Here is a 24207-nt window from a genome sequence, read left to right on the forward strand (position 1 = left end):
GGGCGACGGCGAGGGCTGGGTAGGCTGGGGGAATGGATGATGCCGCTGCCCCGCCCGCTGTGCCCGCCGTCGCCCCGGAGCCGGAGTGGCCGGAGGTGGCGGGGGTGCCCGGGCAGCTCGAACGGGGAGAACTCGCTGCTGCCGCGCCGCCGCCCGCCGCGCCCGAGTTGGCCCTCCCGCAGCTGGACTTCGGGCCGGAACCCGACTTCGATTTCGGGCCGGAACCCGACTTCGTCGACGCTTGGGGGCCGCAATCGGCAGACGAGGCGGTGCCGCCAGCGACCGCAGAGCTACTTCCGGCGGATGCGGGGGCGCCGCTGGTTGATCCCGCTCAGGCGGCGGCCCTGCTGACGGGGCTGAATGCCCCGCAGGCGCAGGCCGTCACGCACGCAGGCAGTCCCCTCCTGATTATTGCTGGCGCCGGATCAGGCAAGACCCGGGTATTGACCCACCGGGTGGCGCACCTGATTGCCACCGGCCGGGCGCGGCCGAGCGAGATCTTGGCCATCACCTTCACCAACAAGGCCGCCAAGGAGATGCGTGAGCGGGTGGAGGCCTTGGTGGGGGCGGCGGCCCGCCACATGTGGGTCTTCACCTTCCACGCCGCGTGCGTGCGGATCCTGCGCCGCGAGTACCAGGCCGCGGGCCTGCGCTCCAGTTTCTCGATCTACGACGCCCAGGATGCCCAGCGGCTCATGGCCCAGATCGTTAAAGCCATGGGGCTGGACCCGAAACGCTTCGCGCCTAAGGCGTTCTCGCGGCGCGTGTCGGACCTGAAGAACGAGCTGGTCACCCCCGCCGACTTTGCTGACCAGGTCAGCGCCGCCAACCCGTTCGAACGGCACCTGGCGGCCGCCTATGCTGCCTACGACGCGGGCCTGCGCCAGGCGCACGCGCTGGACTTTGACGACATCATCATGCGCACCGTCGAGCTGTTGACCGCTCACCCCCAGCTCGCCGAGAAATACCGGCGGCGTTTCCGGCACGTGCTGGTCGACGAATACCAAGACACCAACCACGCCCAGTACGTGTTGGTGCGCACCCTGGTGGGGGAGGGCCCCGCCGGGCAGGCCAGCGAGTTGACGGTGGTGGGCGACTCCGACCAGTCGATCTACGCGTTTCGGGGCGCCACCATCCGCAACATCGAAGAGTTCGAGAAGGACTACCCAGCGGCGCGCACCATCCTGTTGGAGCAGAACTACCGCTCGACGCAAAACATTCTCTCGGCCGCTAACCGGGTCATCTCCCGCAACCAAGGGCGGCGCGCCAAGAATCTGTGGACGCAGGCCGGGGCGGGCGACAAGATCGTGCTGTTTGCCGCGGATTCGGAGTACGACGAGGCCCGTTTCGTCGTCGACGAGATCGACCGGTTGGTCGGTGGAGCCCAGGCGCGGGCCCTGGACTACGGCGAGGTGGCGGTCTTTTACCGCACCAACGCCCAATCGCGGGCCTTGGAGGACGTGCTGGTGCGTGCGGGCATCCCGTACCGGGTGGTGGGGGGCACGCGCTTTTATGAGCGGCGAGAAATCAAGGACGCCATCGCTTACCTGCGGGTGATCGCCAACCCGGATGACTCGGTAAACCTGCGCCGCATCCTGAACGTGCCCAAGCGGGGCCTGGGGGACAAGGCCGAGGCGGCCCTGGCTTTGCACGCCGAGCGGCACGGTATCTCGTTCGGGGGTGCGCTGGCGCACGCGGTGGGGCGCGCGGCGGTGAGCGCGGTCGGCGCCGCGCCCGTTACCGCGGAAACGATCACCGAGCCGGAGACAGGGCTGGTGGCTGCCGCCGCGTCGCCGGTGGCTGCCGCGTTGCCGACCCCGCCGCCGGTGGAGGGGCTGGCCAGTCGCACTCGCGGTCAGTTGCGCGAGTTCGACGCCCTGCTGGAGGAGCTGCGGGCGGCCGCGGCGGCGGGGGTGGGCCCGGCGGAGCTGCTCGACCAGGCGCTGGACCGGACCGGCTACCTGGCCGAGCTGCGCGCCAGCACCGACCCGCAGGATCAAAGCCGAGTGGATAACCTGGCGGAGCTGCACGCCGTGGCCCAGGAGTACCAGCAGCGCGAAACCGCCCCGACGCTGGCCGACTTTCTGGAGCGCATCGCCCTGGTGGCCGACTCCGACCAGCTGCCCGACGCACAGACTGGCCGGGGCGAGGTCACCCTGATGACGGTGCATACCGCCAAGGGCCTGGAGTTCCCCATCGTCTTTGTTACCGGCCTGGAGGACGGGACCTTCCCGCATGCCCGCAGCCTGGAGAGCGACGCCGAGCTCAGCGAGGAGCGGCGCCTGGCCTACGTCGCCCTCACGCGGGCTCGGCAGCGGCTGTACCTCACGCGCGCGGCGGTGCGCAACGCCTTTGCGGGCGCCACCGCGCTGGGGGCCTCCCGGTTCCTGGACGACATTCCCGCCGACCTGTTGGAGGTGCGGCGCGCGGCCACCAGCGTCGAGCAGTACCGGGGGCGCGGGGATGCAGGCACGCGGCGCCGCGCCGCGTGGGACGACGACGATTTCGCTCCCCCGATCGGCACCGGCCGCCCGCGGGGCGCCGCCCCCATCGGGCGGCTGGACCTGGCAGCCAAGCAGGCCCGGTCCGCGCCCGCGGCCAGCGAGGTGGCCACCGACGCCGAGGGGCAGGTGTTGCAGGCCGGTGACCGGGTCTCCCACGACACCTTCGGCCTCGGCACCGTGCTGGGCATCGAGGGCGTCGGCCGCAGCGCGGTCGCCAAGATCGACTTCGGGGCGGGCTCGGTCAAGCGCATCCTGCTGCGCCTGAAGTTGGTGACCAAGCTGTAGCCGAGGTGGGCGGAGGTGGTCTTCGCGGACGCGCAAGACCGCCAGGCGGGCGGTCTGCATAGACGGCCAGCTCCACGGCCCCGCCTCAGGCGCACCGCCATGTCCTAGGCGCACCACCATGTGCTAAACGCACCACCATGCCCTTAGAACGCTGAATTAAGGACATGGCGGTGCAGCAAGGGCATGCTGGTGCAGCAAGGGCATGATGGTTGCCCAGCGTCGGGGGTGCATGGGCCGGGCAGGCAGTCCGCCCCCGCGGGGGCGGGTGGCGCCGCGCTCGTCGACCCCGCCCCTAGCCCTCGCGGCGGCGCAGGGCCGCAAACGCTCCTGCGCGGGCCATGAGCTCGGCGAACGTGCCCTCCTCGACTACCCGCCCGGCATCCAACACCACGATGTGGTCGGCGTCGGCCACCGTGGACAGGCGGTGAGCGATGATCACCAGGGTGCGTCCGGCGGTGGCGGCCCGAATGCCCGCCAGCACCTGGGCTTCGGTGTCCGCGTCGAGCTGGCTGGTGGCCTCGTCCAGGATAGTGATGGGGCTCCGCCGCAGCAGGGCGCGGGCCAGTGCCAGGCGCTGGCGCTGCCCGCCGGATAGGCGCTCACCCAGCTCGCCCACCACCGTGTCCAGTCCGGCCGGTTCGTGAGCCAGCCACTGGCTCAGCCCCACCTGCTCACACACCGCCGCCAGCTCGTCGTCGCTGGCGGTGGGACGAGCCAGCAACAGGTTGGCGCGCACCGAATCGTTGAAAACGTGGGGCCGCTGCGGGGCGTAGGCCACCAGCTCCCGCAGGTGGGTCAGCGAGAGTTCCCGCAGGTCCAACTCGCCCAATGTGACCCGGCCGCTCGTGGGATCCCACATGCGGTCCAACAGCGCCGCCACCGTCGACTTGCCCGAACCGGAGGCCCCCACCAGCGCCGTGACCTGGCCCGGGCGGATGGTCAGGTCGACGTTGTGCAGCACGAGGGCGCGCTCCGGCCCACCGGCCGCGCTGGGATAGCGGAAGCTCACGTCGTGCAAGCGCACCGCCGCCCCCGGGTCCGCCTGCGCGTCACGCGGGCGAACCGGCTCGGACACCAGGACGGGGCGGTCAGTGATGGCAAAGACCCGGCGGGCGGCGGCGAAGGCCTGATCGAGATCGGCGGCAAAATCCTCCACCGCCAGCACCGGAGCAAAAGCCCCGAGGCTCACCCCCAACGCCAGGCCCAGCTGGCCGCTGCTCAACTGCCCGGCCTGCATGGCGGTGGCAGCCACCAGAAACACGGTGAGCAGTGCCCCGGCCGCCAGCGCCTGGTTCAAGCCGCGGCGGGCAGCGATGAACCCGTGCGTGATGTGCAGATCGCGCGTGATTTGCTCCTCCAGGCGGTCCAGCTGCGTGCTGCGCCGCTCCTGCGCCCCAAACGCCAGCACCTCGCGGACCCCCTGCACCGAGTCGGTGACGTGGTGTGCCAACTGGCCGCGCGTCACGCGCAAACGGCGGGCTGCTCCGTCGGTGGCCCGCGCCCCCAAGGCCGGGACCACCACCCCCACCAGCAGCAAGAAGGGAGCCAAGGCGAAGGCGAGCCGCCAGGAGGTGGCCGCCCCCAGGTAACCCAGCAGCGTCAAGGGGGCGACCACGGCGGTCACCAGCGGCACGAGCGTGTGGGCGAAGAACACCTCTATGCGGTCGACGTCCTTCGTCACCCGCGACATGAGGTCCCCCGCGTCCTGCCCCTCCGTCTGGGCCGGGGCCTGCGGCTGCAGCCGCGCAAAGAAGAAGTTGCGCAGCAGCGCCAGGGAGCGGAAGGCCACGTAGTGCCCGGCGTACTGCTCCAGATAGCGGGCCAGGCCCTTGGCCAGGGACAATCCCACCAGCACGACGACCACCCGACCCAGCGGCCAGGTGGGCTGCCCGGCCGCGCGGGTCGCCACCGCCCAGCCGCCCACCCCGAGCAGGGCCGCCCCCAGCAACAGTCCGGTCAGGCGGAAGAGCGCAGACAGCCCCAGGGGGGCCAGGACGGGGCGGGTGATGGTCAGCAGACGGCCAGCCAGCTCGCGGCGGGTGGTGGGCAGCGGGAGTGCCGCAGTGGCCGCGGCAGGCGTGGGCGGCGTCGGCAGGCTCGCCTGGGTGGGGGAGGGCAAGGTCTGGGTGGTCAACGCACGGTTCCTTCTACGAGGGCCAGGCGGCGATCCGCGTCGGCGATGGTGGCGTGGCGGTGGGAGATGGTCAGGGTGGTGCGGTCCCGGCCCAGGGTGCGCAGGGCGGCCAGGATTTCGGCTTCGGCGGCTAGGTCGACGTGTGCGGTCGGCTCGTCCAGCAGGAGGAACGGTGCGTCCTTTAAGATGGCGCGGGCAATGGCCACCCGTTGGGCTTCGCCCCCGGACAGGGCGGTGGCGCGCTGGCCGACCTCGGTGTCCAGCCCGGCGGGCAGGCGCGCCAGCAGCTCGCCTAGGTGGGCGGCGTGTAGGGCGGCGAGCAGTTCGTCGTCGGTCGCGGTGGGTTTGGCGAGCAGCAGGTTGTCGCGCAGGGTGCCGGAGAAGAGGTAGGTCGTCTGCTCCACCACCGCCAGGCGGGAGCGGATCCAGGCCAGGGGGGCGGTGGCCAGGTCGATCCCGTCGAGGCTGACGGTGCCCTGGGCGGGACGGGCCGTGGCCTGCACCAGGGCCGCCAGGGTCGACTTACCGCCGCCGGAGGGGCCGGTCAGCACGACGTTTTCCCCGGGCGCCACCCGCAGGCTCGCCCCCCGCAGGACGGGAGTGGCCGGGTCGTAGGCGAAGTGGGCGTCGCGCACCTCCAACTCTCCCGGGGCGGGCAGGGTGGTGGGGACGGTGGCGTCCGGCGCGTCGACGACCGCCGGGACCTGCGCAGTGAAGCGCTTGATCTCGCGGGCCGCCGCCATGCCGCCCATGCCGAGGTAGAAAAACTGGCCGATGCGATCCAGCGGGTCGAGCATGATGGTGGACAACAGCACCAGGGCCAGGGCCTGCCCGCCGGTCAGCGCCCCGGCCGCGTGGCGGGTCAGGGCCAACACGACCGCGCCGGTGATCATGCCCAGGGAAAAGACGGAATCGACCACCAGCAGCACGATCTGGTTGCCCGCCAGGTAGCGCATGACGCGGCGGCGCACATCTTCGGTGGCCTGCGCCAGCTGCCGGGCCATCGCCTGCCCGGCGTTCATCAGCACCAGGGCGGACAGTCCTTGGATGGCGTCGAGTTCCTGGGCCGCCAGGGCGCGGGAGGCGGCCCGGTAGCGGCGGGAGACCGACTTGAAGGCCAGCTGGAACAGGCCGACGGTGAGCGGCACCAAGGGAATGGAAATGGCCAGCAGTCCGGCCGCCACCGGGTCCAGGGCGATCGCCACGATCACCAGGATCAGGGCGGGGGTGGCCAGGGAGGCCAGCATGGGGCCGAGGAAGAGCGCCCGGTAGGTGGCGACACGTTCGACGCCGTCGGTGGCCGTGTTGACGATGCGGCCGGTGCGCTCCTGGGTGCGTTCGGCGACCCCGAGGGCGAAGACATGGTCCAGAAGTCGGTGTCGCTCGGTCCGCTCCACGCGGGGCAGCAGGCGGCCGCCGAGGAAGCTGGCCGCCCACGCCGTCAGGGCGCTGATGCTCAAGGCAGTCAGGGCGGCGGGAGTGATTGTGGGGGTGGTGCCTGCGGCGAGTTGGTCGACGCCTCGGCCTAGCAGGAGGTAGAGGGCGGCCAGGGCGGCCGACGACAGCCAAGCCAGGGCGATGATGGCCCACTTGTGCATTGCGAACCTTCCAGCGACACAACATCAGGTAAGGGGAACCTTAATTGTTTGCTGACAGGTTGTCACATCCCTGGGGTGTGATGCTGTCCGGGGGGCACCCGCGTTGTGTCCCTCCCGGCACGGGCGGGCTATGGGTGGTGGTTGGCGATGATTTGGCGGTAGTGGTCTTCGCGGGCTTTTAGGTCTGCTAGACGGGGGGCGAGTTCGTGGCCGTGTTGGGTGATGAAGTTGGTGTGGAGTTCCCATTCGGCGTCGTAGAGAGCCGCTTGCCAGCCTGAGGTTTCGCGGCAGTTGGCGTCGTGGGTGGCTACTTCGATCTCATCTGCGGAGGGTTGGCCGCCAGGTTGCCAGTTCCAGCGGGTGAGGAGGGATGGGGGCATGCGGTGGCGCATGGCGGGCAGCCAGGGTTCGGCCGGGAGGTCGGGGATGCCTAGGGGAGCCATGCATTGGCGCCAGCGGTCGGCGGCGGCGGGGAGTTCTCCGGTGTTGGTGTCCACGCTTAGGCGATTGAGGAGGGAGCCGGCTTCTTCTTCAGGGGTTTGGGGACCGGGAAAGTCTTCTGCTTGCTCCGGTAGTGGCTGCGGGACGTAGGCCTTTTCTTGGGGGGTGAGGAGGATGTCTTCGTTTGCTATTTCGCACTGGGCGATTTGTTCGTGGAAGGCATCCGATTTGTCCGCGTATGCCCCTTGGGGTACCAAGTCGCCTGGTTCTGTTACTCGGCGGTAGCCGAAGCGCTGGGCGGCGGCGGGGGTGAGTACTTGGAAGTTGCCGCTGCCTGCGAGGAATTCTGAGCGGGGAGCGTTTGAGTCCCAAATTACTTGGTAGTCGGGGAACCCGTTTTGGGCCATGCAGGGGGCGATGACCAGCGAATAGGCGTGCAGGCTGAGGGAGCGTTCTTGCCAGCCGTAGTAGGGGTCGGTGGGGAGCGTCCATTTGGCGCGGTCCTTAGTTATTGCTGGTGCCTGGACTGCGCTGGCTGTCTCCGGGGCGCTCGCTGCTGGCAGGGGTGCTTGCGGTGTTGCTGGGGCGAGGGGGGCCGAAGGGGCAGGGGCCTGCGCAGTCGAGTCGGTCAGCGCGGTGCAGCCCGCGGCCAATGTTGCTAAAAGCGCGGTCGCTGTCAAGGTCTTTCGCATGGGGGGCTTTCTGTGAGAGCGGGGTGGGGAGGCGGGCATATACCGCCTCCCCACCTTCTGGTCGAGGGCGGAGCCTAGACCTTCGTTTTGCCGCCGGTAAGGGTGCGCCACCACATAGCATCCCGTGTTCGAGGCCCATACTCGCCGTCCTCCGGAAGTCTATGCATGCGCTGTATCTTGAGAACTGCGTTGTGGGTCTCCCAGCCGTAGTAGCCGTCCACGCCTACTTGGGGAATGCCGTTGATCGAGCCGAGGCTTTTCTGCAGCGTTTCGGCTCCAAAGGTGCTCTTGCTGACGTCATAGGCGAGCCAGCAGTTTGTGAGAGAGTCAGGGGCGAAGGGGAGCCAGAATTTTCCCTGCTTGCCCCGCAAGATTTTTGCGCTCAAGCATTCGCCAGAAAAGAACGGATTGGCGGCAGCAGATGTTGCGGGAACGGTGAAGAATGCGATGGCGGCCACGATTGTCGCGGCGAGGAGGCGACTTTGCCTGAACATTCTTCCTCCTTTCGGGAGAGGGTGCCTGTGGTTGAATAAGGTAATCTGTGGTTGGTGATACGGCAAGAGGAAACTGGTCACTAAAATATTTTAGTTGGAATTCGGTGCGTGTGCGGAGTTGGCGATTGTTCCTAATGTTTGTGTCAGCTGTGTGTTCTATGTGGGAGAAGACGGGGAAAGCGGCCTGATCCTACCGGCCGCCCCGCCTTAAAGTCACCATCATGCTCTAAATGCACCACCATGCTCTTAATTCGGCGTTTTAAGGACATGGTGGTGCAACAAGGACGGCGGCGAGCGCGCCGCGTTGGGGTGGCCGCGCGCGCAAACGGGCCCCAGAGCGCTAGCCGCTCCGGGGCCCGCCTGTATCGCCCGCCCGGCCCCTACTTGCGCTCTGGCTCCGCGCGCAGCACCGGCAGCGAGGCGGCCTCCGAGCGGGTGTGCCGGTCGGAGACGATCTCCGAGACACTGCGCAGCTCCATCCACCACTGCTTCCGCGGCCGCCGGTTAACCAAATCGAGCTCGTCTTCCATGCGGGCGATCGGGCGGGTGCCCATCTTGGAGCCCATGAGACCGACGTAGCGTCCCTCGTGCGAACCCAGCAGCAGCTGCTCCACCAGGTCGCTGAGGGCGACATAGGCTAGGCGGGTGGCCAGCAGCCGGTCAAAGGGAGAGGGGTTGCCACCCTGCTGGATGTGACCGAGGACGTTCTGGCGCACGTCGTACAGGCCCTTGCCTTCCTCGGCAAACAGCCGAGCCAGGAAGTCCGTGGTGTACAACTCGCTGGCCTGCTCGCTGCGAATTGCCAGGTAGAGACGCCGCCCCTCCTGGAAGGACTTGATCATCTCCTCCGTGTCCTTCTTCAGGGCCTCCAGGGTGATGCCCTCTTCCGCGAGGTAGACCTTCTCCGCCCCCGCGGCCAGCCCGGACATGGCGGCCAGGTAGCCGCAGCGGCGCCCCATCGTTTCCGCCACGAAGCAGCGGCGCGAGGCCGAGGCGGACTGACGAATCATGTCCAGGGCCCGCACAGCCTCGTTGAGGGCCGTGTCGGCGCCGATGGCCAGCTCGGTGCCCGGCAGGTTGTTATCGATGGAGGCCGGAATGCAGATGATCGGGATCTGGAAGGCGGGGTAGCGGGACTGTTCTGTGTGCAGCAGGTGCGCGGACAGGTAGCCGTTGAAGCCCCCGATGATGATCAGCGCATCAATGCAGTGCTCCTCGATAGCGCGGCCCAGGGAGTACAGCTTCTCCACCTCCGGCACCGGGCGGCGGGTGCCCAGTTCGGCACCGCCTTCCCCGACCCACGAGTCAACCTCGCCCCACGTCAGCTCGCTGACCCGCCCGTCGATGAGTCCTTGGAACGAGCCGCGGATGCCCAGCACCGTCATGCCCAACTGCAGCCCCAGGCGGGTGACGGCGCGCGCCGCCGAGTTCATTCCCGGGGCCAGGCCTCCCTGATGCAGCACCCCAACTCGCGGGGCTCGCTCGGTGCCGTCAGGATTCTTGACGATGGCCCGCACCTGCTTCAAGAGCTCGGCCTGCTCCGAGAAGACCTCGTAGCCCTCCTCGGTGCCGGGCGGGGTGGCCAGGAACGAAAAGATGCGCACCATCTCCGTGAAGGACTGTCCGCGCGCCGAAATGGCTTCGGCGTAACGCTGCTCGGCCAGCAGATCCTTCACCGCCCGCGTGGCCGCCACCGATTCGCGCAGCGGCAGGCGGGCGATGCGGTTGCGGCGCACCCCCATGATGTGGGGTTCGTCGTCCTCGGTGGAGTTGATGACCTCCTGGGCGGCGGCGTAGCCCAGGAGTGTTGACATCCAGCGGTCGTAGGCTGACGGGGCGCCACCGCGCTGCACGTGGCCGAGGATCGTCACGCGGGCAGATTCGCCCATTAGGTCCTTGATTGCCTGTTGCACGTGGGTCGACGTGATCGGGGCCCCGTCGCGGTCCCGCGCCCCCTCGGCGACGATCACCAGCGAGTCCCGTCGTCCCTGCTCGCGGCCGCGGCGCAGGGTGTCGACCATGTCCTGTTCCCAGCCGGGCGCGGGCGGATTCTCCGGAATCAGCACGTAGTCGCAGCCACCCGCTACCGCGGCCATGAGCGCCAGGTAGCCGCAGTGGCGCCCCATCACCTCAATGATGAAGGTGCGCTGGTGGGAGGCCGCCGTAGACGAGATGGCGTCCAGGGCATCCACGATCCGATGCAGGGCCGAGTCGGTGCCGACCGTCATGTCGGTGCCGACCATGTCGTTGTCGATAGAGCCGACGACGCCGGTGACTGTCAGTTTGGGGTGGGCGTCGCGCACCTCGGGGCTGATCTGCCCCGTCTCCACCAGTTCGTCTAGCAGGCTGGGCCACTGGGTGCGAAACTCCTCGGTGCCTGTCAGTGAGCCGTCGCCACCGATGACTATGAGCCGGTCGATGCCGTGTGCCAACAAGTTCTTCGCGGCCGCCAACATGCCCCAGCGTTCCCGGAAGGCGTCCGAGCGGGCCGTGCCAATGACCGTGCCGCCCTTGTGGAGGATCGAGCCGACCGATTCCCACTGTAGTTGCCGCACCCCGTCGCCGCCCTCCACGGCGCCCTGCCACCCTTCCAGCACGGCGTATGGCTGGGCTCCCATACGCAGCGCGGTGCGCACCGCCGCCCGCACGACCGCGTTCATGCCCTGCGCGTCACCTCCCGAGGTGAGGATGCCAATACGGGGACCAGACACTGGGGCTGTTGCTTCTTCGGACATGGCAGGCCTTTCTTGCGGTTGCGCTGCCTGTAATTCTGCCTCACTTTGCTCCCGTCCCGGTGAGTCCGGTAAAAGCGGGGCGCGGACTACACCCAAAAACTTGGCTTGTCCAGGTACTCTGGTCCGTACCTCGACGCTGAGGGCCGGACAACGTAAGGAAACTTCTGTGGACTTATTCGAGTACCAGGCGCGCGATCTCTTTGCCGCGCACGACGTTCCCGTTTTGCCCTACGTGGTAGTGCGCGAGGCCGCCGACGTTGCCGGTCGCGTGTCCGAACTGCCAGCCGGGTTGCTCGTGGTGAAAGCCCAGGTCAAAACCGGGGGCCGCGGTAAGGCCGGTGGCGTTAAGCTCGCCCACACCCCGGCGGAGGCCCAAGAGCATGCCACTGCCATCCTGGGGATGGATATTAAGGGCCACCGGGTGGAGCGGGTGATGATCGCGCAGGCTGCCGATATCGCCGAGGAGTACTACTTCTCGGTGCTCTTGGACCGTTCCGAGCGGCAGTTCCTTGCCATGTGTTCCCGGGAGGGCGGGGTCGAAATCGAGACCTTGGCTAAGGAACGCCCCGCCGCTTTGGCTAAGGTCCCCATCGATCCGCGGGTTGGTATGACCGAGCAGACCATTACCGAACTGCTGACCAGGGCCGGGTTCACCCCCGCCGAGCAGCCGCCCCTGGCGGCCGTCATCGCCAAGCTGTGGGACGTTTTCGTGGCCGAGGATGCCACCTTGGTTGAGGTCAATCCCCTGGTGGCCACCCCCACCGGCGAGATCATCGCCCTGGATGGCAAAGTCACCCTCGATGACAATGCCGAGTTCCGCCACCCGGCCCACACTGACCTGCGCCAAGCCACCCCCGGCGATCCCCTGGAAGATCAGGCTCGCGCGGCCGGTCTGAATTACGTCAAGCTCGACGGGGATGTTGGGATCATCGGTAACGGGGCCGGGCTGGTCATGTCCACCCTGGACGTGGTGGCCTACGCTGGGCAGGACCTCGGCGTTAAGCCCGCTAACTTCCTCGACATCGGGGGTGGGGCCTCAGCCGAAATCATGGCTAAGGGCTTGGAGATCGTGCTTGGTGACCCCCAGGTGCGCAGCGTCTTCGTCAACGTCTTCGGCGGCATCACCGCCTGCGATGAGGTGGCCACCGGCATCATCACTGCCCTTGACATCCTCGGAGAGCAAGCCACGAAGCCCTTGATTGTGCGCCTGGACGGGAACAATGTCGAGGCCGGGCGGCAGATCTTGGCCGCCGCCAACCATCCGCTCGTCACCGTTGTCGACACGATGGACGCCGCCGCCCACGCCGCCGCCGCGGCCGCCGCCCAAAACTAGCGAGGAATCCCGATGACCATCTTTCTAGATAGCTCCGCCCGCGTCCTCGTGCAAGGCATGACCGGCGCCGAAGGACAGAAGCACACCCGCCGTATGCTGGCGGCCGGCACCCAGATCGTCGCCGGGGTCAACCCCCGCAAGGCGGGCACCAGTGTCGACTTCTCCCTGCCCGACGCCTCCGTGCAGGTGCCCGTCTACGGGTCAGTGGCTGCCGCCAAGGAAGCCACCGGGGCCAACGTCTCCGCGGTCTTCGTGCCGCCCGCTTTTGCCAAAGATGCCGTCCTGGAAGCCATCGCGGCCGGCCTGGACCTAGTGGTTGTCATCACCGAAGGCATCCCGGTGCACGACTCCACCCAGTTCGTGGCGGCCGCCCGCGCCGCGGGGGTGCAGCTGATCGGCCCCAACTGCCCAGGCATCATCAGTCCCGGGCAGGCCAACGTCGGCATTACCCCCGCCAACATCACGGGCCCTGGGCGTCTGGGCTTGGTCTCTAAGTCCGGCACCCTGACCTATCAACTAATGCACGACCTACGCGACATCGGCTTCACCACCTGCATTGGTATCGGCGGCGACCCCGTGGTCGGCACCACCCACATTGATGCCCTGGCGGCCTTCCAAGCCGACCCTGACACCGAGGTCATCGTCATGATCGGGGAGATCGGGGGCGACGCCGAGGAACGCGCCGCCGCCTACATCGCGCAGCACGTCACCAAGCCCGTCGTGGCCTACGTCGCGGGCTTTACCGCCCCAGAGGGCAAGACGATGGGGCACGCAGGGGCCATCGTCACCGGTTCCAGCGGCACCGCCGAAGCCAAGAAGGTGGCGTTAGAGGCGGTCGGGGTGCAGGTCGGGCGTACCCCCTCGCAGACCGCCGAGCTGGCGCGCGCCGCGCTGGCCGGGCTTGCGGCCCACTAGCGCCGCACCTCTCGGGTACCGGTGGCGGGCGGCGCGGCGCAACTCCGCGTGCCCCGCAGGTGATCTGCGCCTACCGCCCCCGCCGCCGAACGGTAGGCGACGCTCCGCGTGCCCACCGCGGGTGATCCGCCTTTCGTTCGGCGTGGGCTGACGGCTGCCGCCAGGCGACTGGGGCAACATGGACCTGATGCGTGCCCAAAAGCCTTCCCTTCTGCTTGCGCGTCTGCGGCGGACGCAGACCAGCGAGCCCGTCGCCGCGCCCAAAAGCCCCCGGCAAGCCGTGTGGGTGGGCGTGGAGGCGGCCCTGCTCGGGTGGGGCAGCGTCGTGGCGGCCGGTTTGCTGGCGTTCATCGGGCAAGCGTTGGCCGGGCAAGAGGCCTCCTGGTTTCGGGCGGTGCAGATATCGACGGCCGTGTGGGCCAGTGCACTGGGCTCGCCCCTGCTGGGGGTGGAGGTGCCGGTGCCCCTGGCACTAACGGGCCTGATCTGGTGGGTACTCACCAGCTTCCTGCGGCGCAGTCAGTTGACAACGTGGGCTGCCCTAGGCACCGCCGTGGCCGGTTTTGGGGCGACGGTCGTCGCGCTATTGGTGTTGGCGTGGGGGGCGGCCAGCCCCCTGTGGACCTTGACCGGTGCTGCCGGTGTGAGCCTCGCGGCCGTCGCGGCGGCCGCCGCCACCATCGAGCCGCTGGCTGCGGCCGCCCGCGAATGGGCCGGACCGTACGCCGAGACGACCCTGCGTTTCCTGCGCGTGTGCGGGGCCCTGTGGCGGGCCTTGACCCTTCTCGGGATGGGGGCGGCCCTGGGGATGATCCTGTGGCGGTGGAGCGCCGTCGCTGACACTTGGCAAGAACTCGGCACGGGGGTAGCGGGCGGCGTGGCCCTCGCGATCGTGCAACTGGCTTTCCTGCCCACCCTCGGGATGTGGGCGCTGGCTTGGCTGGCGGGTCCCGGTTTCCGCATCGCCTCGCTGTCGGCTTATACCCCGCACAGTGTGCTGCCGGGCGAACAGTCCCCGGTGCCGGTCTTGTCCGCCGTACCGCTCTGGCAGCCGGGCCTGTGGGTGGCCCTTACGTTGGTGGCCCTCGGGGCCTGGGTCGGGGTGCGGCACGAGAAGCGCTACCGGGAGGAACAGCTACCCGCCGGGCGGCAAATACTGGTGCTGCTCGGTGCGGCCGTCAGCCTCACGGCGATGTCGCTGGTGCTTGCCCTGGTAGTGGAGCGAGCGGCGGTGGGGGCCCTGGCCCCCGGGACCTTGTTCGCGGCCGCGGGGCCGCTGCCCGGCGGCATGGTGCTGGCCGTACTGTGGTCCTGCCTGGGGCTGACTCTCGGCCTGCTCGCCGCCAGCCCGACGGTGCGCGGCGTGTTGGCGCGGCAGATCCGGTTGACCGGCCAGGACGTGGCGACCACGGGCCGGGTCAGCGGGCAGGCCCTGCGCAGGCGGCTCCAGCGCTCCCGCCCGGCGCCGCCGGGGACGCCGCACCAGCGTCCCTCCCGCCCACAGCGGCACAGCTAAGATGAGGCCGTGCGCCTCGTAATCCTCGCCTCCGGAGGCGGTTCGAACGCCGCCGCCCTCCTCGCCGCTACCGAGCAGCCGGACTTTCCGGCCAGCGTCGTCGGTCTCGTCACCGATCGGGGCGGGGTTGGGGCGCTAGCCGTGGCGGCTGCCGCGGGCGTGCCCACCGCCACCGTCGCGGTCCCGGACTATCCCGACCGCGCGGCCTGGGACGTCGCCCTCACCAAGCAGGTGGAGACCTGGCAACCCGACCTCGTGGTTAGCGCCGGGTTTTTGAAACTGCTTGGCCCGCACTTCCTCGCTGCCTTCGGGGGGCGAACCATCAACACGCACAATTCCTTGCTGCCCGCCTTCCCCGGCATCCGCGGCCCCGCCGACGCGCTGGCCTACGGGGTCAAGGTGGCCGGGGCCACCCTGTTCGTCGTCGACGCCGGGGTGGACACGGGACGCATCCTGGCCCAGGTGGCGGTGCCCGTGGAGCCAGACGACGATGTCGCCAGCCTGACTGAGCGCATCAAGGTGGCCGAACGGGCGCAGCTGGTGCGCTGCGTGCGCGCCATCGCCACTACCGGCAGCCTCGACGAACGCACCTGGTAGAGCGCCCCTAGCGGGTAGCCTGGCGCGCCCGCTAGGCTAGGGGCGGCTGCAACTGGCGCGGATGGAAAACCATCGGGGAGCAGCGGACCACCGATACGTGAGCGTCGCCCGCCTGGGCGCTCACCGACCTCACTATCGGAAGGTGTCATGTCTGCAACTGCCTCCCCCACCCTTGCTGTCCTGCCCGTCCGCCGGGCCCTGCTCTCGGTTTACGACAAGACCGGCATTGTCGAGTTCGCGCAGCAGCTAGCGGCCGCGGGGGTGGAGCTGGTCTCCACTGGCTCGACCGCCGCGCTCGTTGCTGCCGCGGGCGTGCCCGTCACCCCCGTCGAGCAGGTCACCGGCTTCCCCGAGTGTTTGGAAGGGCGAGTAAAGACCCTCCACCCGGCGATCCACGCCGGCATCCTCGCTGATCGGCGGAAGCCGGACCACCTCGCCCAGTTGTCCGACCTCGATATCGCCGCTTTCGATCTTGTGGTCGTCAACCTTTATCCGTTCGCCGCCACTATCGCGGCGGGCGCCGACTTCGATGCGTGCGTGGAGCAGATCGATATCGGGGGGCCGACCATGGTGCGGGCCGCCGCTAAGAATCACCCGTCGGTTGCCGTCGTCGTCGACCCCACCGCCTACCCGCGGGCCCTGGCTGCGGTGGCCAGCGGCGGTTTCACCCTGGCCGAGCGGCGCGAGCTGGCGTTGGCCGCCTTCACGCACACCGCGCAATACGACGCCACCGTGGCGACCTACCTGGCCCAACAACTCGCCGAGCAGCCGGGGGAGCTACCGCCCGTGGTGGCGGGGATGGAGCGACGGGCGCCCCTGCGCTACGGCGAGAACCCACATCAGGCCGCCGCCCTCTACCACGACGGTACCGGCGGCATTGCCGCCGCCGAGCAGCTGCACGGCAAGGAGATGAGCTTCAACAACTACGGCGACACCGACGCGGCGGTGCGGGCCGCCTACGATCACGCCGAACCGTGCGTGGCCATCGTCAAGCACGCCAACCCGTGCGGCCTAGCCATCGGCCAGACCATTGCCGAGGCCTACGCCAAGGCCCACGCTTGCGATCCGGTCAGTGCCTTTGGCGGGGTGATTGCCACTAACCGGCCCGTCAGTTGCGACATGGCGCGCGCGGTGGTCGAGGTGTTCACCGAAGTGGTGGCGGCGCCCCACTACGAAGACGGCGCCCTGGAGATCTTGCAAACCAAGAAAAACCTGCGGGTGCTGCGCCTGCCCGCGCCGCCCCGCGGCGGACTGGAGCTGAAGCCCATTAGCGGCGGGCTGCTGGTGCAGCAACGCGACGAGCTGACCGCGCTCGGCGACGATCCCGCCCGCTGGCAGTTGGTTGCCGGGCCCGCCGCCGACGCCGCTACCCTGCGGGACCTGGCCTTCGCCTGGCGGGCGGTGCGGGCGGTGCGATCCAACGCCATTTTGTTGGCGGCCGACGGTGCCACCGTCGGCATCGGCATGGGCCAGGTGAACCGGGTGGATTCCTGCCGTTTGGCGGTGGAGCGCGCTAACACGCTCGGAACCCGAGTGACGGGGGATGCCGCCGCCGCAGCGGAGGTTGGGGGGGCGCGCGCGACGGTGGGGGAGCAGGCCCCACAGCGGGCCCGCGGCGCGGTCGCGGCCTCCGACGCCTTCTTCCCGTTCGCTGACGGGTTGCAGATACTGCTGGACGCCGGGGTGCGGGCCGTGGTGCAGCCGGGCGGCTCGGTGCGTGACGCCGAGGTTATCGCGGCCGCCGCGGCGGCCGGGGTGAGCCTCTACCTGACGGGGACCCGGCATTTCTCCCACTAAGGTGGGGGCGTGACAAAGCAACTGCCCACCCCTCGCCCCGCCAGCTCTCCGCGCGCCGGGGCGGGGGTGGGCATCGTCGTGGTGTTCATTGCGGCGGTGGTGGCCTGCGGCTGGTGGGTTTCGGTGCTGGCCGCCGTGCGCCTGCTGGCCGCAGGGTTGGCGGTGGAAGGCGCCTGGCGGGCCTACTTGGCGTCGCGCAAGCAGGCGTCGTGGACTGACGCGCGCGGCGGTTGGGCCGATGCCGCCCTCCTGGGGGCCCTGGCGGTCGCGTTGTGGTACCTATCGAGCCTGGCGCGGATCGATATTGGGTAAGGGCCTGCAGGTCCCGGCCGGTGGGGAGGAACAGGCCGTAGGCTTGAGCCAGGCCGGGTGAGCGCCCGGGAAACTTACCAACAAGGAGTTGCCACAATGGCTGAAACTCGCAAGCCGGTTAACGTCACGGTGACCGGGGCGGCTGGACAAATCGGTTACGCCCTGCTCTTCCGCATCGCTTCGGGCGCGCTGCTGGGCCCGGACACGCCCGTGCGTCTGCGCCTGCTCGAGATCACCCCCGCGTTGAAGGCGGCGGAAGGCACCGCGATGGAGCTGTTTGACGCGGCGTTCCCGCTGCTGGACGGCATCGACATCACGGACGACGCGAAGGTCGCGTTCGACGGGGCCAACGTGGGCCTGCTCGTCGGTGCCCGCCCGCGCACCAAGGGAATGGAGCGCGGCGATCTGCTGGAGGCCAACGGCGGCATCTTCGGTCCGCAGGGGCGCGCCATCAACGACCACGCCGCCGACGACATTCGGGTGCTGGTGGTGGGCAACCCGGCCAACACCAACGCCCTGATCGCGGCCAGCAACGCCCCCGACGTGCCGAAGTCGCGCTTCACCGCGATGACCCGCCTGGACCACAACCGGGCGCTGTCGCAGCTGGCGGCCAAGACCGGCGCGGGGGTGGCCGACATCGACAAGGTCACCATCTGGGGTAACCACTCCGCCACCCAGTACCCGGACATCACCAAGACGACGGTGCGCGGCGAGCTGGTCAGCGACCTGCTGGCCGACCGCGCCTGGGTCGAGGAGGACTTCATCCCCACCGTCGCCAAGCGGGGGGCGGCCATCATCGAGGCGCGCGGGGCGTCGTCGGCGGCCTCGGCGGCCTCGGCTGCCATCGACCACGTGCACGACTGGGTGCTCGGCCACACCGGTTCGTGGACCAGCGCGGCTATCGTGTCTGACGGCTCCTACGGGGTGCCGGAAGGCCTGGTGTCCTCCTTCCCGGTCACCAGCGAGGGCGGCGAGTGGCAGATCGTGCAGGGGCTGGAGATCGACGAGTTCTCGCGGGCCCGCATCGACGCCACGGTCAAGGAGCTGCAGGAGGAGCGCGACGCGGTGCGTGCCCTCGGGCTGATCTGAGTTTGCCCAGCAGCGGGGCGGGAATCACCTGGTGGTTTCCCGCCCCGCTGCTGTCTGCGCTCAGCGGCTGGGTATGCGGGAGACGGGGCGAGTGCCCTAAAGTAACAAGGCTATTGCGGTCAGCTTTTGGGGCGCCCATACCCTTGGAAACCTCACGACCAATACGGTCTACTTGCAGGCATGATCAAGAAAATGAAAAAGCGACTGCTAGCAGTGGGGCTGGTGCCTGTGGCGCTCCTGGCTGCAGCATGCGAGGTATCCACTACCTACACGTTCACCCCGGAAGGGACTGTGGACACCACGGTAGTCATGGACTTGTCTGCGGTGGATCCCCAGATGGCGGAGCTGCTGAAGGCGGGTGGTTCCGACATCTGTGCGGAGTTGGCCAAGTCGGCCAAGGAAAGCCAGGGCGGCATGCAGGGCGAGGTCGAGACTAAGTCCCTCGGGACAGCGGACGCGCCGATCTGTGAGGTGACCGTCCGCAACGTGCCTATCTCCACCCTGAACAAGGGGACGAAGGTGGAGCTGAAGGACGGCGTCTATACCGTTACCAGTGAGATACCGGAGGACCAGAAGGCGTCGATCGAGCCGCTGCTCAAGGGCGGGCCGGGCATCGATTTCTCGTTCAGGGCGGAGATGGTGTTCCCGGGCGCGGTGCAGTCATCGACCATCGGGACGGTCGAGGGCAACAAGGTGGTCATTACCTCCGTTGAGGAGCTGGCCAAGGGCGGCAAGATTGTGGCCTCCGCCGAGCCCAACGGGGCAGTAGGAGGCGGCCAGGACGAAGGCACCGAGCAGGGTGCAGGCCAGGAGCAGCAGAGCGGGCGCGAGGGTACCCTGCCCGCAGCAACGCCCGGGGGCAAGAGTGACCTGACTTGGCTGTGGATCACGCTGGGGGTCGTGGGCGGCTTGGCCGTGATTGGCATCGTGGTCGGGATCGTCATGCACAACAAGAAGAAGTCTGCGCCGACCGGGCCGCTGCCGGGGGGTTATGGGCAGCCGCAGCCGCCGCAGGGGGGCCAGCCTGGTTATGGGCAGCCCTACCCGCCGCAGGGCGGTCAGCCTGGTTATGGGCAGCCGCAGCCGCCCCAGGGTGGTCAGCAGTATCCGCCGCAGGGCTACGGGCAGTAGGAGCCAACGTTAAGGGGCCGGGTGCAGGAGCACCCGGCCCCTTGCCGCCGGGAAATGTGATGAGGGCTACAGCATCTGTGTCTGCGTGAAGTGGCCCCTTTGGGCGAGCAATGGAACAATTGTGCGCAAGTGCCCCTAGGGGCATGCCGACGAAGGCACGTAAAGGCACGAGGTAAGCAATGACGCAACCACGAAATAGGTCGCGGGTGGCAGCGCTGGCGGCGCTGACTCTCGCCTGTACTGGAATGACGACGGTCTGGGGCTCCACTGCCGCCCTGGCCGCCAACCCCGGCTCCAATCTGGCCTTGCCCAGCAAGGGGGCCACGATCACCGCTTCCGGCACGGAAGTCAACGACGGTCGGTGGACCGTCGCGATGGGGGCCGACGGGGACAAAACCACCCGCTGGTCTTCCAACACCGCGGACGACGCCTGGATTCAGGCGCAGCTGGCCCAAGCGACGGTAGTCGACCACGTGTCGATCTACTGGGAGCGGGCCTGTGCGCCAACGTTCAAGATCCAGGTCTCGCAGGACGGCACGCAGTGGACCGACGCCACGGAGGTTTTGCGGTCCGTGTGCCCGCAGGAGGCTGCGGCACTGGAAACCCCACAGCAGATCACGTTCAAGGATGATGTGAAGGCGACGGCCTGGCAGTTCGTGCGGATGCAGGGACTGGACCGCACGCCCATCGGTGGACAGAAGTACGGCATGAGCCTGTACGAATTCGAGGTGTGGGACGGGCCGGAGGCCGTAGAGCCGCCGCCGGTTGCCTCCGAGCGGCCGGCGCTGGTGCCGCTGCCCGCCAACCTGCAGTGGGGGACGGAAGGCGAGTTCTTCACCGTCACCGGGCAAACCGACGTTGTGGCCACCGGGGCGGCGGCGACCACCGCCCAGCAGCTCGCGGACGAATTGAAACTGGCTACTGGCTACGACATCTCGGTCGTGGGGGCCGCCGACGGCAACGACGACATCACCTTGACCCTGTCCGACACGGCGGACACCGGCACCCTGACCGGGGAGCAGGCCTACCGCCTGGAGGTCACCCCCACCGGGGTGCAGATCTCGGCACGCCACAACGCGGGCCTGTTCTACGGCACCCGCACCTTCAAGCAGCTGCTGCCCGCCGCCATCAACTCGCGGTTCCCGGTGCAGGCCACCTGGCAGGCGCCGACCGCCACCATCGTGGACGGCCCGCGGTACGAGTATCGGGCCATCATGCTGGACGTGGCCCGCTCGTTCCTGACGGTGGATGAGGTCAAGGCGGCCATTGACGCCCTGGCGGACCAGAAGATGTCCTACCTGCACCTGCACCTGGCCGACGACCAGGGGTGGCGCATTGAGATCACCAACGAGGGCAAGGACGCCGATGATCCCATCGACTACTCGTTGCTAACCAAGGTCTCGGGCAAGACCGCCATGACCATGCACGGCTACCAAAACGAGCTGGGGCACACCGGTTTCTACACGCAGGCCGAGTACCGCGACCTGGTGGCCTACGCCGCCGCCAAGCACATCACCATCGTCCCCGAGATTGACATGCCGGGGCACACCAACGCGGTGTTGCACGCCATCCCGCAGCTCAACACCCCCGGCTCCTCGCACGACGGGGGCGGGGTGCGCACCGCCCCGCCGAACGGCACGGGCAACGTCGGCTACTCCTACCTCGACCCGAACGATGCGCTGACGAAGAAGTTCATCCGCCACGTCTTCACGCAGCTGGCCGAAATGACGCCCGGTCCCTACCTCCACATGGGGGGCGACGAGCCGCACGCGATGGCGCAGCGCTACGGCCACAGCGGCTACGCCCGCAACGTGCGCGAGATCATCGACATCGTGCACTCCACCGGCAAGCGGACCGTGGGGTGGAACGAGTACGCCGAGTCCCGCCTGGACGCGGGCGACATGATCCAGTACTGGTACGGACCGAAGAACTACGTGCAGCGCTCGACCGCTAACGAGGGCACCCGGGTGATCATCTCGGACGGTAACAAGTCCTACCTGGACATGAAGTACCACGACAACACCCCGATCGGCCTGGTCTGGGCCGGCAAGGGCGACTTCGACCACTACTACAACTGGAACCCGGAGCGCATCATTCCGGGGGTCGACGACTCCAAGATCGCCGGCAACGAGGCGCCGATGTGGTCGGAGACCATCCGCGGCGGGGAGCAGATGGAGTTCATGGCGTTCCCGCGGGCCATCTCCCACGCCGAGATCGGCTGGACGCCGCAGAACCTGCGTAACCTGGGCGACTTCAAGGCCCGGATGGCCCGGCACCTGCCGCGCCTGACGTTTGCGGGCATCAACTACTACGACGGGGCCCGTACCGCGTGGGACACCGCGCTGGCCGGGGCCTATGACCTGGCCCGCCCGGGTGCCGAACGCGACCTGCAGGTGGCGTTCCTGGCGGCCCCGGGAACGGTGATTGATGGCAACGGCGTGCGGGTGGCCACGGCCGCCGACCCGTCGGGCGTGTCGCTGAGCAAGCTGAACGGCACGGTGACCTACACCGTCGACTTCGGGGACGGCACCGCGGCTGCGCCCGTCAGCATCTCCGCTGACCAGCCGCGCACCCCGGTGGATGGGGCCGGGCTGTACACGCTCTCGGCCCGCCACGCCTACGCGCAGGCCGGCACCTACACGGTGACCGTGACCGGATCGGACGGCTCGCGGGCCACCGGTACCGTGTTCGTGAACGCCGACGCCAACGTGCCGGAGGGCTCGCAGTGGGATCCCTCGGTGCCCCCGGAGGTGGCACTGGAGGTCGAGGAGGCCAGCGTCAACCAGCGAGTAGAGGCGGAGGGCCTCGGCTTCCAGCCCGGCGTGCCGGTGCAGGTGCAGATCGGCGAGCAGGTAGTTGGCTCGGTGCGTCCGGACGTGCACGGCGGCTTCACCGTGCAGCTGCCGATTGCCCCGGACCTGTACGACGGCGTGCACCAGGTGACGTTCACCCAGACGCTGGGGGAGGGCAACGTGCGGACCGCCTCGACGCGACTGCGCGTCAACTCCGGGGTCTTCCCGCTGGAAAACCCGGTGGATTTGACGACTCTGCCGCGCACCGCGGTGACCGCTGACTCGCAGGAAGAGGTCGGTGGCAACGGGGAAGGCTTCGCCTACCACGCCACCGATGGCAACACCCGGACCTTCTGGCACACGCAGTGGCAGGGCGGGCGTCCGGCTATGCCGCACTGGCTGCGGGTGGACCTCGGCAAGGAGATGGAGATTTCCGGTGTCGGGCTGCTGCCGCGGCAGGGGACCAGCAACGGCCGCTTCAAGGACTTCTCGGTAGAGGTCTCGACGGACGGGGTTAAGTGGACCAAGGTGTACCAGGGTCAGCACCCGAACATCGAATCCGAGCACATCGTGCAGTGCCGGTCCGCGCAGCAGGACTGCGACTTCCAGGTGATGCGGGGGCGGTACCTGCGGCTGCACGTGACCAGCAACTGGCAGGGTGACCAGTTCGCGACGTTGGCCGAGCTGCGGGTGGGTGCCCGCACCGGGAACGCCGAGCCGACCCCGACGCCGACGCCGACGGACACCCCGGCTCCGACGCCGACGCCGACCCCGACGCCGACGCCGACGCCGACGGACACTCCGGCTCCGACCCCGACGGACACTCCGGCTCCGACCCCGACGCCGACCGAGACCCCGGCCCCGGAGCCGCAGCGCATCGCCGGTGCCAACCGGGTGGAGACCGCCATTGCGGCCTACCGGGCGGGCAAGTTCGAGGGTGACACCGTGGTGTTGGTCTCCGGGAAGACTTACCCGGACGCGCTGGCGGCGGCCCCGCTGGCAGCGGCGCTGGACGCCCCCGTGCTGGTGACGATGTCGCCGCAGCTGGAGGGCGGAATCCTGCAGGTGCTGCAGGAGAAGAAGGTCGCCCGGGTGGTGATCGTCGGTGGTGAAGGCTCGGTCGCCGCCGCCGCCGCCCAGCGCTTGCAGGACAACGGTTTCGAGGTCGAGCGGGTCGCCGGTAAGAACCGCTTCGAGACCGCCGTGCAGGCCACCAAGAAGGTGGGTGAACACTCCGACGGGGTGCGCAAGATCTTCGTCGTCGACGGCACCAACTTCGCTGACGCGCTCGCGGTCGGCGCGGTGGCGGACGCGCACGACGGGGCGATCCTCCTGTCCAACGGCAAGAAGCTGCCGAGTGAGTCCCTGACCTACCTGGCGGGTGCCAAGGTCGAGGTCGTCGCCGTCGGCGGCAACGCGGCCAGCGCGGTCAAGGCCCGCTCCGATGTGGGCAAGGTGCAGACCGTCGTCGGGCGTAACCGCTACCAGACGGCCACCCTGTTTGCCGCGCAGTTCGCCCCCCAGGCGAAGTATGTGGCCGTGGTCTCCGGGGAGCAGTTCGCCGACGCGCTGGGGGCAGGCGCCCTCGCCGCCGACAACGGTGGTGTGCTGCTGCTGACCCCGGCGGGCACGCTGCACGCGGACACCGCCAAGTACCTGCGGGAGTCGCAAGTCACGCGGGCCGACGTGGTCGGTGGGGCAGGTACCCTGTCCGAGCTGGTGCGCAAGGCCGTGGGTTTGGCCCTGCAACGGTGAGGATTGAGGTAGATCACCTCAGTTGATTTATCCGAATGGGTGTGGCGCAGTTATCATTGCTGCGTCACACCCGTTCGGTTTACCCGA

The 24207-nt window shown here is 68.8% G+C and carries 15 protein-coding genes and 1 riboswitch; of the genes, 10 read left to right on the top strand and 5 right to left on the bottom strand.

Annotation, left to right across the window (positions count from 1 at the left end; all coding sequences use genetic code 11):
- The first annotated feature begins 32 nt into the window (after nucleotides 1–32).
- Nucleotides 33–2789, top strand: a complete 2757-nt coding sequence (locus tag BSZ40_RS01490) for a UvrD-helicase domain-containing protein (RefSeq protein ID WP_084542528.1) — start codon at nucleotides 33–35, stop codon at nucleotides 2787–2789.
- A 292-nt stretch (nucleotides 2790–3081) separates the two neighbouring features.
- On the opposite strand, the gene cydC is transcribed toward BSZ40_RS01490, so the two are convergent.
- The 5 genes from cydC to BSZ40_RS01515 all read right to left on the bottom strand — a co-directional run bounded on the left by cydC (nucleotide 3082) and on the right by BSZ40_RS01515 (nucleotide 10883).
- Entirely contained in the window at nucleotides 3082–4839 is a 1758-nt protein-coding gene (cydC, locus tag BSZ40_RS01495) for a thiol reductant ABC exporter subunit CydC (RefSeq protein ID WP_073822752.1), read from the bottom strand.
- A gap of 80 nt (nucleotides 4840–4919) precedes the next feature.
- Nucleotides 4920–6521, bottom strand: a complete 1602-nt coding sequence (locus tag BSZ40_RS01500; protein WP_073822561.1) for an ABC transporter ATP-binding protein/permease — start codon at nucleotides 6519–6521, stop codon at nucleotides 4920–4922.
- Between the two features lie 128 nt (nucleotides 6522–6649).
- Nucleotides 6650–7654, bottom strand: coding sequence for a hypothetical protein (locus tag BSZ40_RS01505; protein ID WP_143180840.1), 1005 nt, complete (start codon nucleotides 7652–7654; stop codon nucleotides 6650–6652).
- A gap of 74 nt (nucleotides 7655–7728) precedes the next feature.
- Nucleotides 7729–8148, bottom strand: coding sequence for a peptidoglycan-binding domain-containing protein (locus BSZ40_RS01510; protein WP_073822565.1), 420 nt, complete (start codon nucleotides 8146–8148; stop codon nucleotides 7729–7731).
- Between the two features lie 380 nt (nucleotides 8149–8528).
- Complete coding sequence (locus BSZ40_RS01515) at nucleotides 8529–10883, bottom strand: 6-phosphofructokinase (RefSeq protein WP_073822566.1); 2355 nt, start codon at nucleotides 10881–10883, stop codon at nucleotides 8529–8531.
- Between the two features lie 166 nt (nucleotides 10884–11049).
- On the opposite strand from BSZ40_RS01515, the gene sucC reads away from it, so the two are divergent.
- The 9 genes from sucC to BSZ40_RS11190 all read left to right on the top strand — a co-directional run bounded on the left by sucC (nucleotide 11050) and on the right by BSZ40_RS11190 (nucleotide 24120).
- The gene (gene sucC / locus BSZ40_RS01520) at nucleotides 11050–12216 is read left to right on the top strand and encodes an ADP-forming succinate--CoA ligase subunit beta (protein WP_073822568.1); all 1167 of its coding nucleotides are present in this window, start codon (nucleotides 11050–11052) and stop codon (nucleotides 12214–12216) included.
- A 12-nt stretch (nucleotides 12217–12228) separates the two neighbouring features.
- The gene (sucD, locus tag BSZ40_RS01525; protein WP_073822569.1) at nucleotides 12229–13131 is read left to right on the top strand and encodes a succinate--CoA ligase subunit alpha; all 903 of its coding nucleotides are present in this window, start codon (nucleotides 12229–12231) and stop codon (nucleotides 13129–13131) included.
- 187 nt (nucleotides 13132–13318) lie between these two features.
- Nucleotides 13319–14647, top strand: coding sequence for a cell division protein PerM (locus BSZ40_RS01530; RefSeq protein ID WP_143180841.1), 1329 nt, complete (start codon nucleotides 13319–13321; stop codon nucleotides 14645–14647).
- Between the two features lie 9 nt (nucleotides 14648–14656).
- The gene (purN, locus tag BSZ40_RS01535; RefSeq protein WP_073822576.1) at nucleotides 14657–15244 is read left to right on the top strand and encodes a phosphoribosylglycinamide formyltransferase; all 588 of its coding nucleotides are present in this window, start codon (nucleotides 14657–14659) and stop codon (nucleotides 15242–15244) included.
- A gap of 38 nt (nucleotides 15245–15282) precedes the next feature.
- Nucleotides 15283–15369: riboswitch (ZMP/ZTP riboswitch) on the top strand.
- Nucleotides 15370–15391: 22 nt separating this feature from the next.
- Entirely contained in the window at nucleotides 15392–17041 is a 1650-nt protein-coding gene (gene purH, locus BSZ40_RS01540; RefSeq protein WP_073822577.1) for a bifunctional phosphoribosylaminoimidazolecarboxamide formyltransferase/IMP cyclohydrolase, read from the top strand.
- Nucleotides 17042–17050: 9 nt separating this feature from the next.
- Nucleotides 17051–17353 carry a hypothetical protein gene (locus BSZ40_RS01545; protein ID WP_073822579.1) on the top strand — a complete coding sequence of 101 codons (303 nt, stop codon included), beginning with the start codon at nucleotides 17051–17053 and terminating at the stop codon, nucleotides 17351–17353.
- A gap of 96 nt (nucleotides 17354–17449) precedes the next feature.
- The gene (locus tag BSZ40_RS01550; protein ID WP_073822581.1) at nucleotides 17450–18442 is read left to right on the top strand and encodes a malate dehydrogenase; all 993 of its coding nucleotides are present in this window, start codon (nucleotides 17450–17452) and stop codon (nucleotides 18440–18442) included.
- Nucleotides 18443–18634: 192 nt separating this feature from the next.
- Nucleotides 18635–19573 (top strand): hypothetical protein, encoded by a 939-nt coding sequence (locus tag BSZ40_RS11990; protein ID WP_169832932.1) that lies wholly within the window; start codon nucleotides 18635–18637, stop codon nucleotides 19571–19573.
- A 245-nt stretch (nucleotides 19574–19818) separates the two neighbouring features.
- A complete protein-coding gene (locus tag BSZ40_RS11190) occupies nucleotides 19819–24120 on the top strand; it encodes a family 20 glycosylhydrolase (protein WP_158020850.1) in 4302 nt (1433 codons plus the stop codon).
- Nucleotides 24121–24207 lie beyond the last annotated feature (87 nt).

This window comes from Buchananella hordeovulneris (assembly GCF_001907235.1).
GTDB classification, from domain to species: Bacteria; Actinomycetota; Actinomycetes; order Actinomycetales; family Actinomycetaceae; genus Buchananella; species Buchananella hordeovulneris.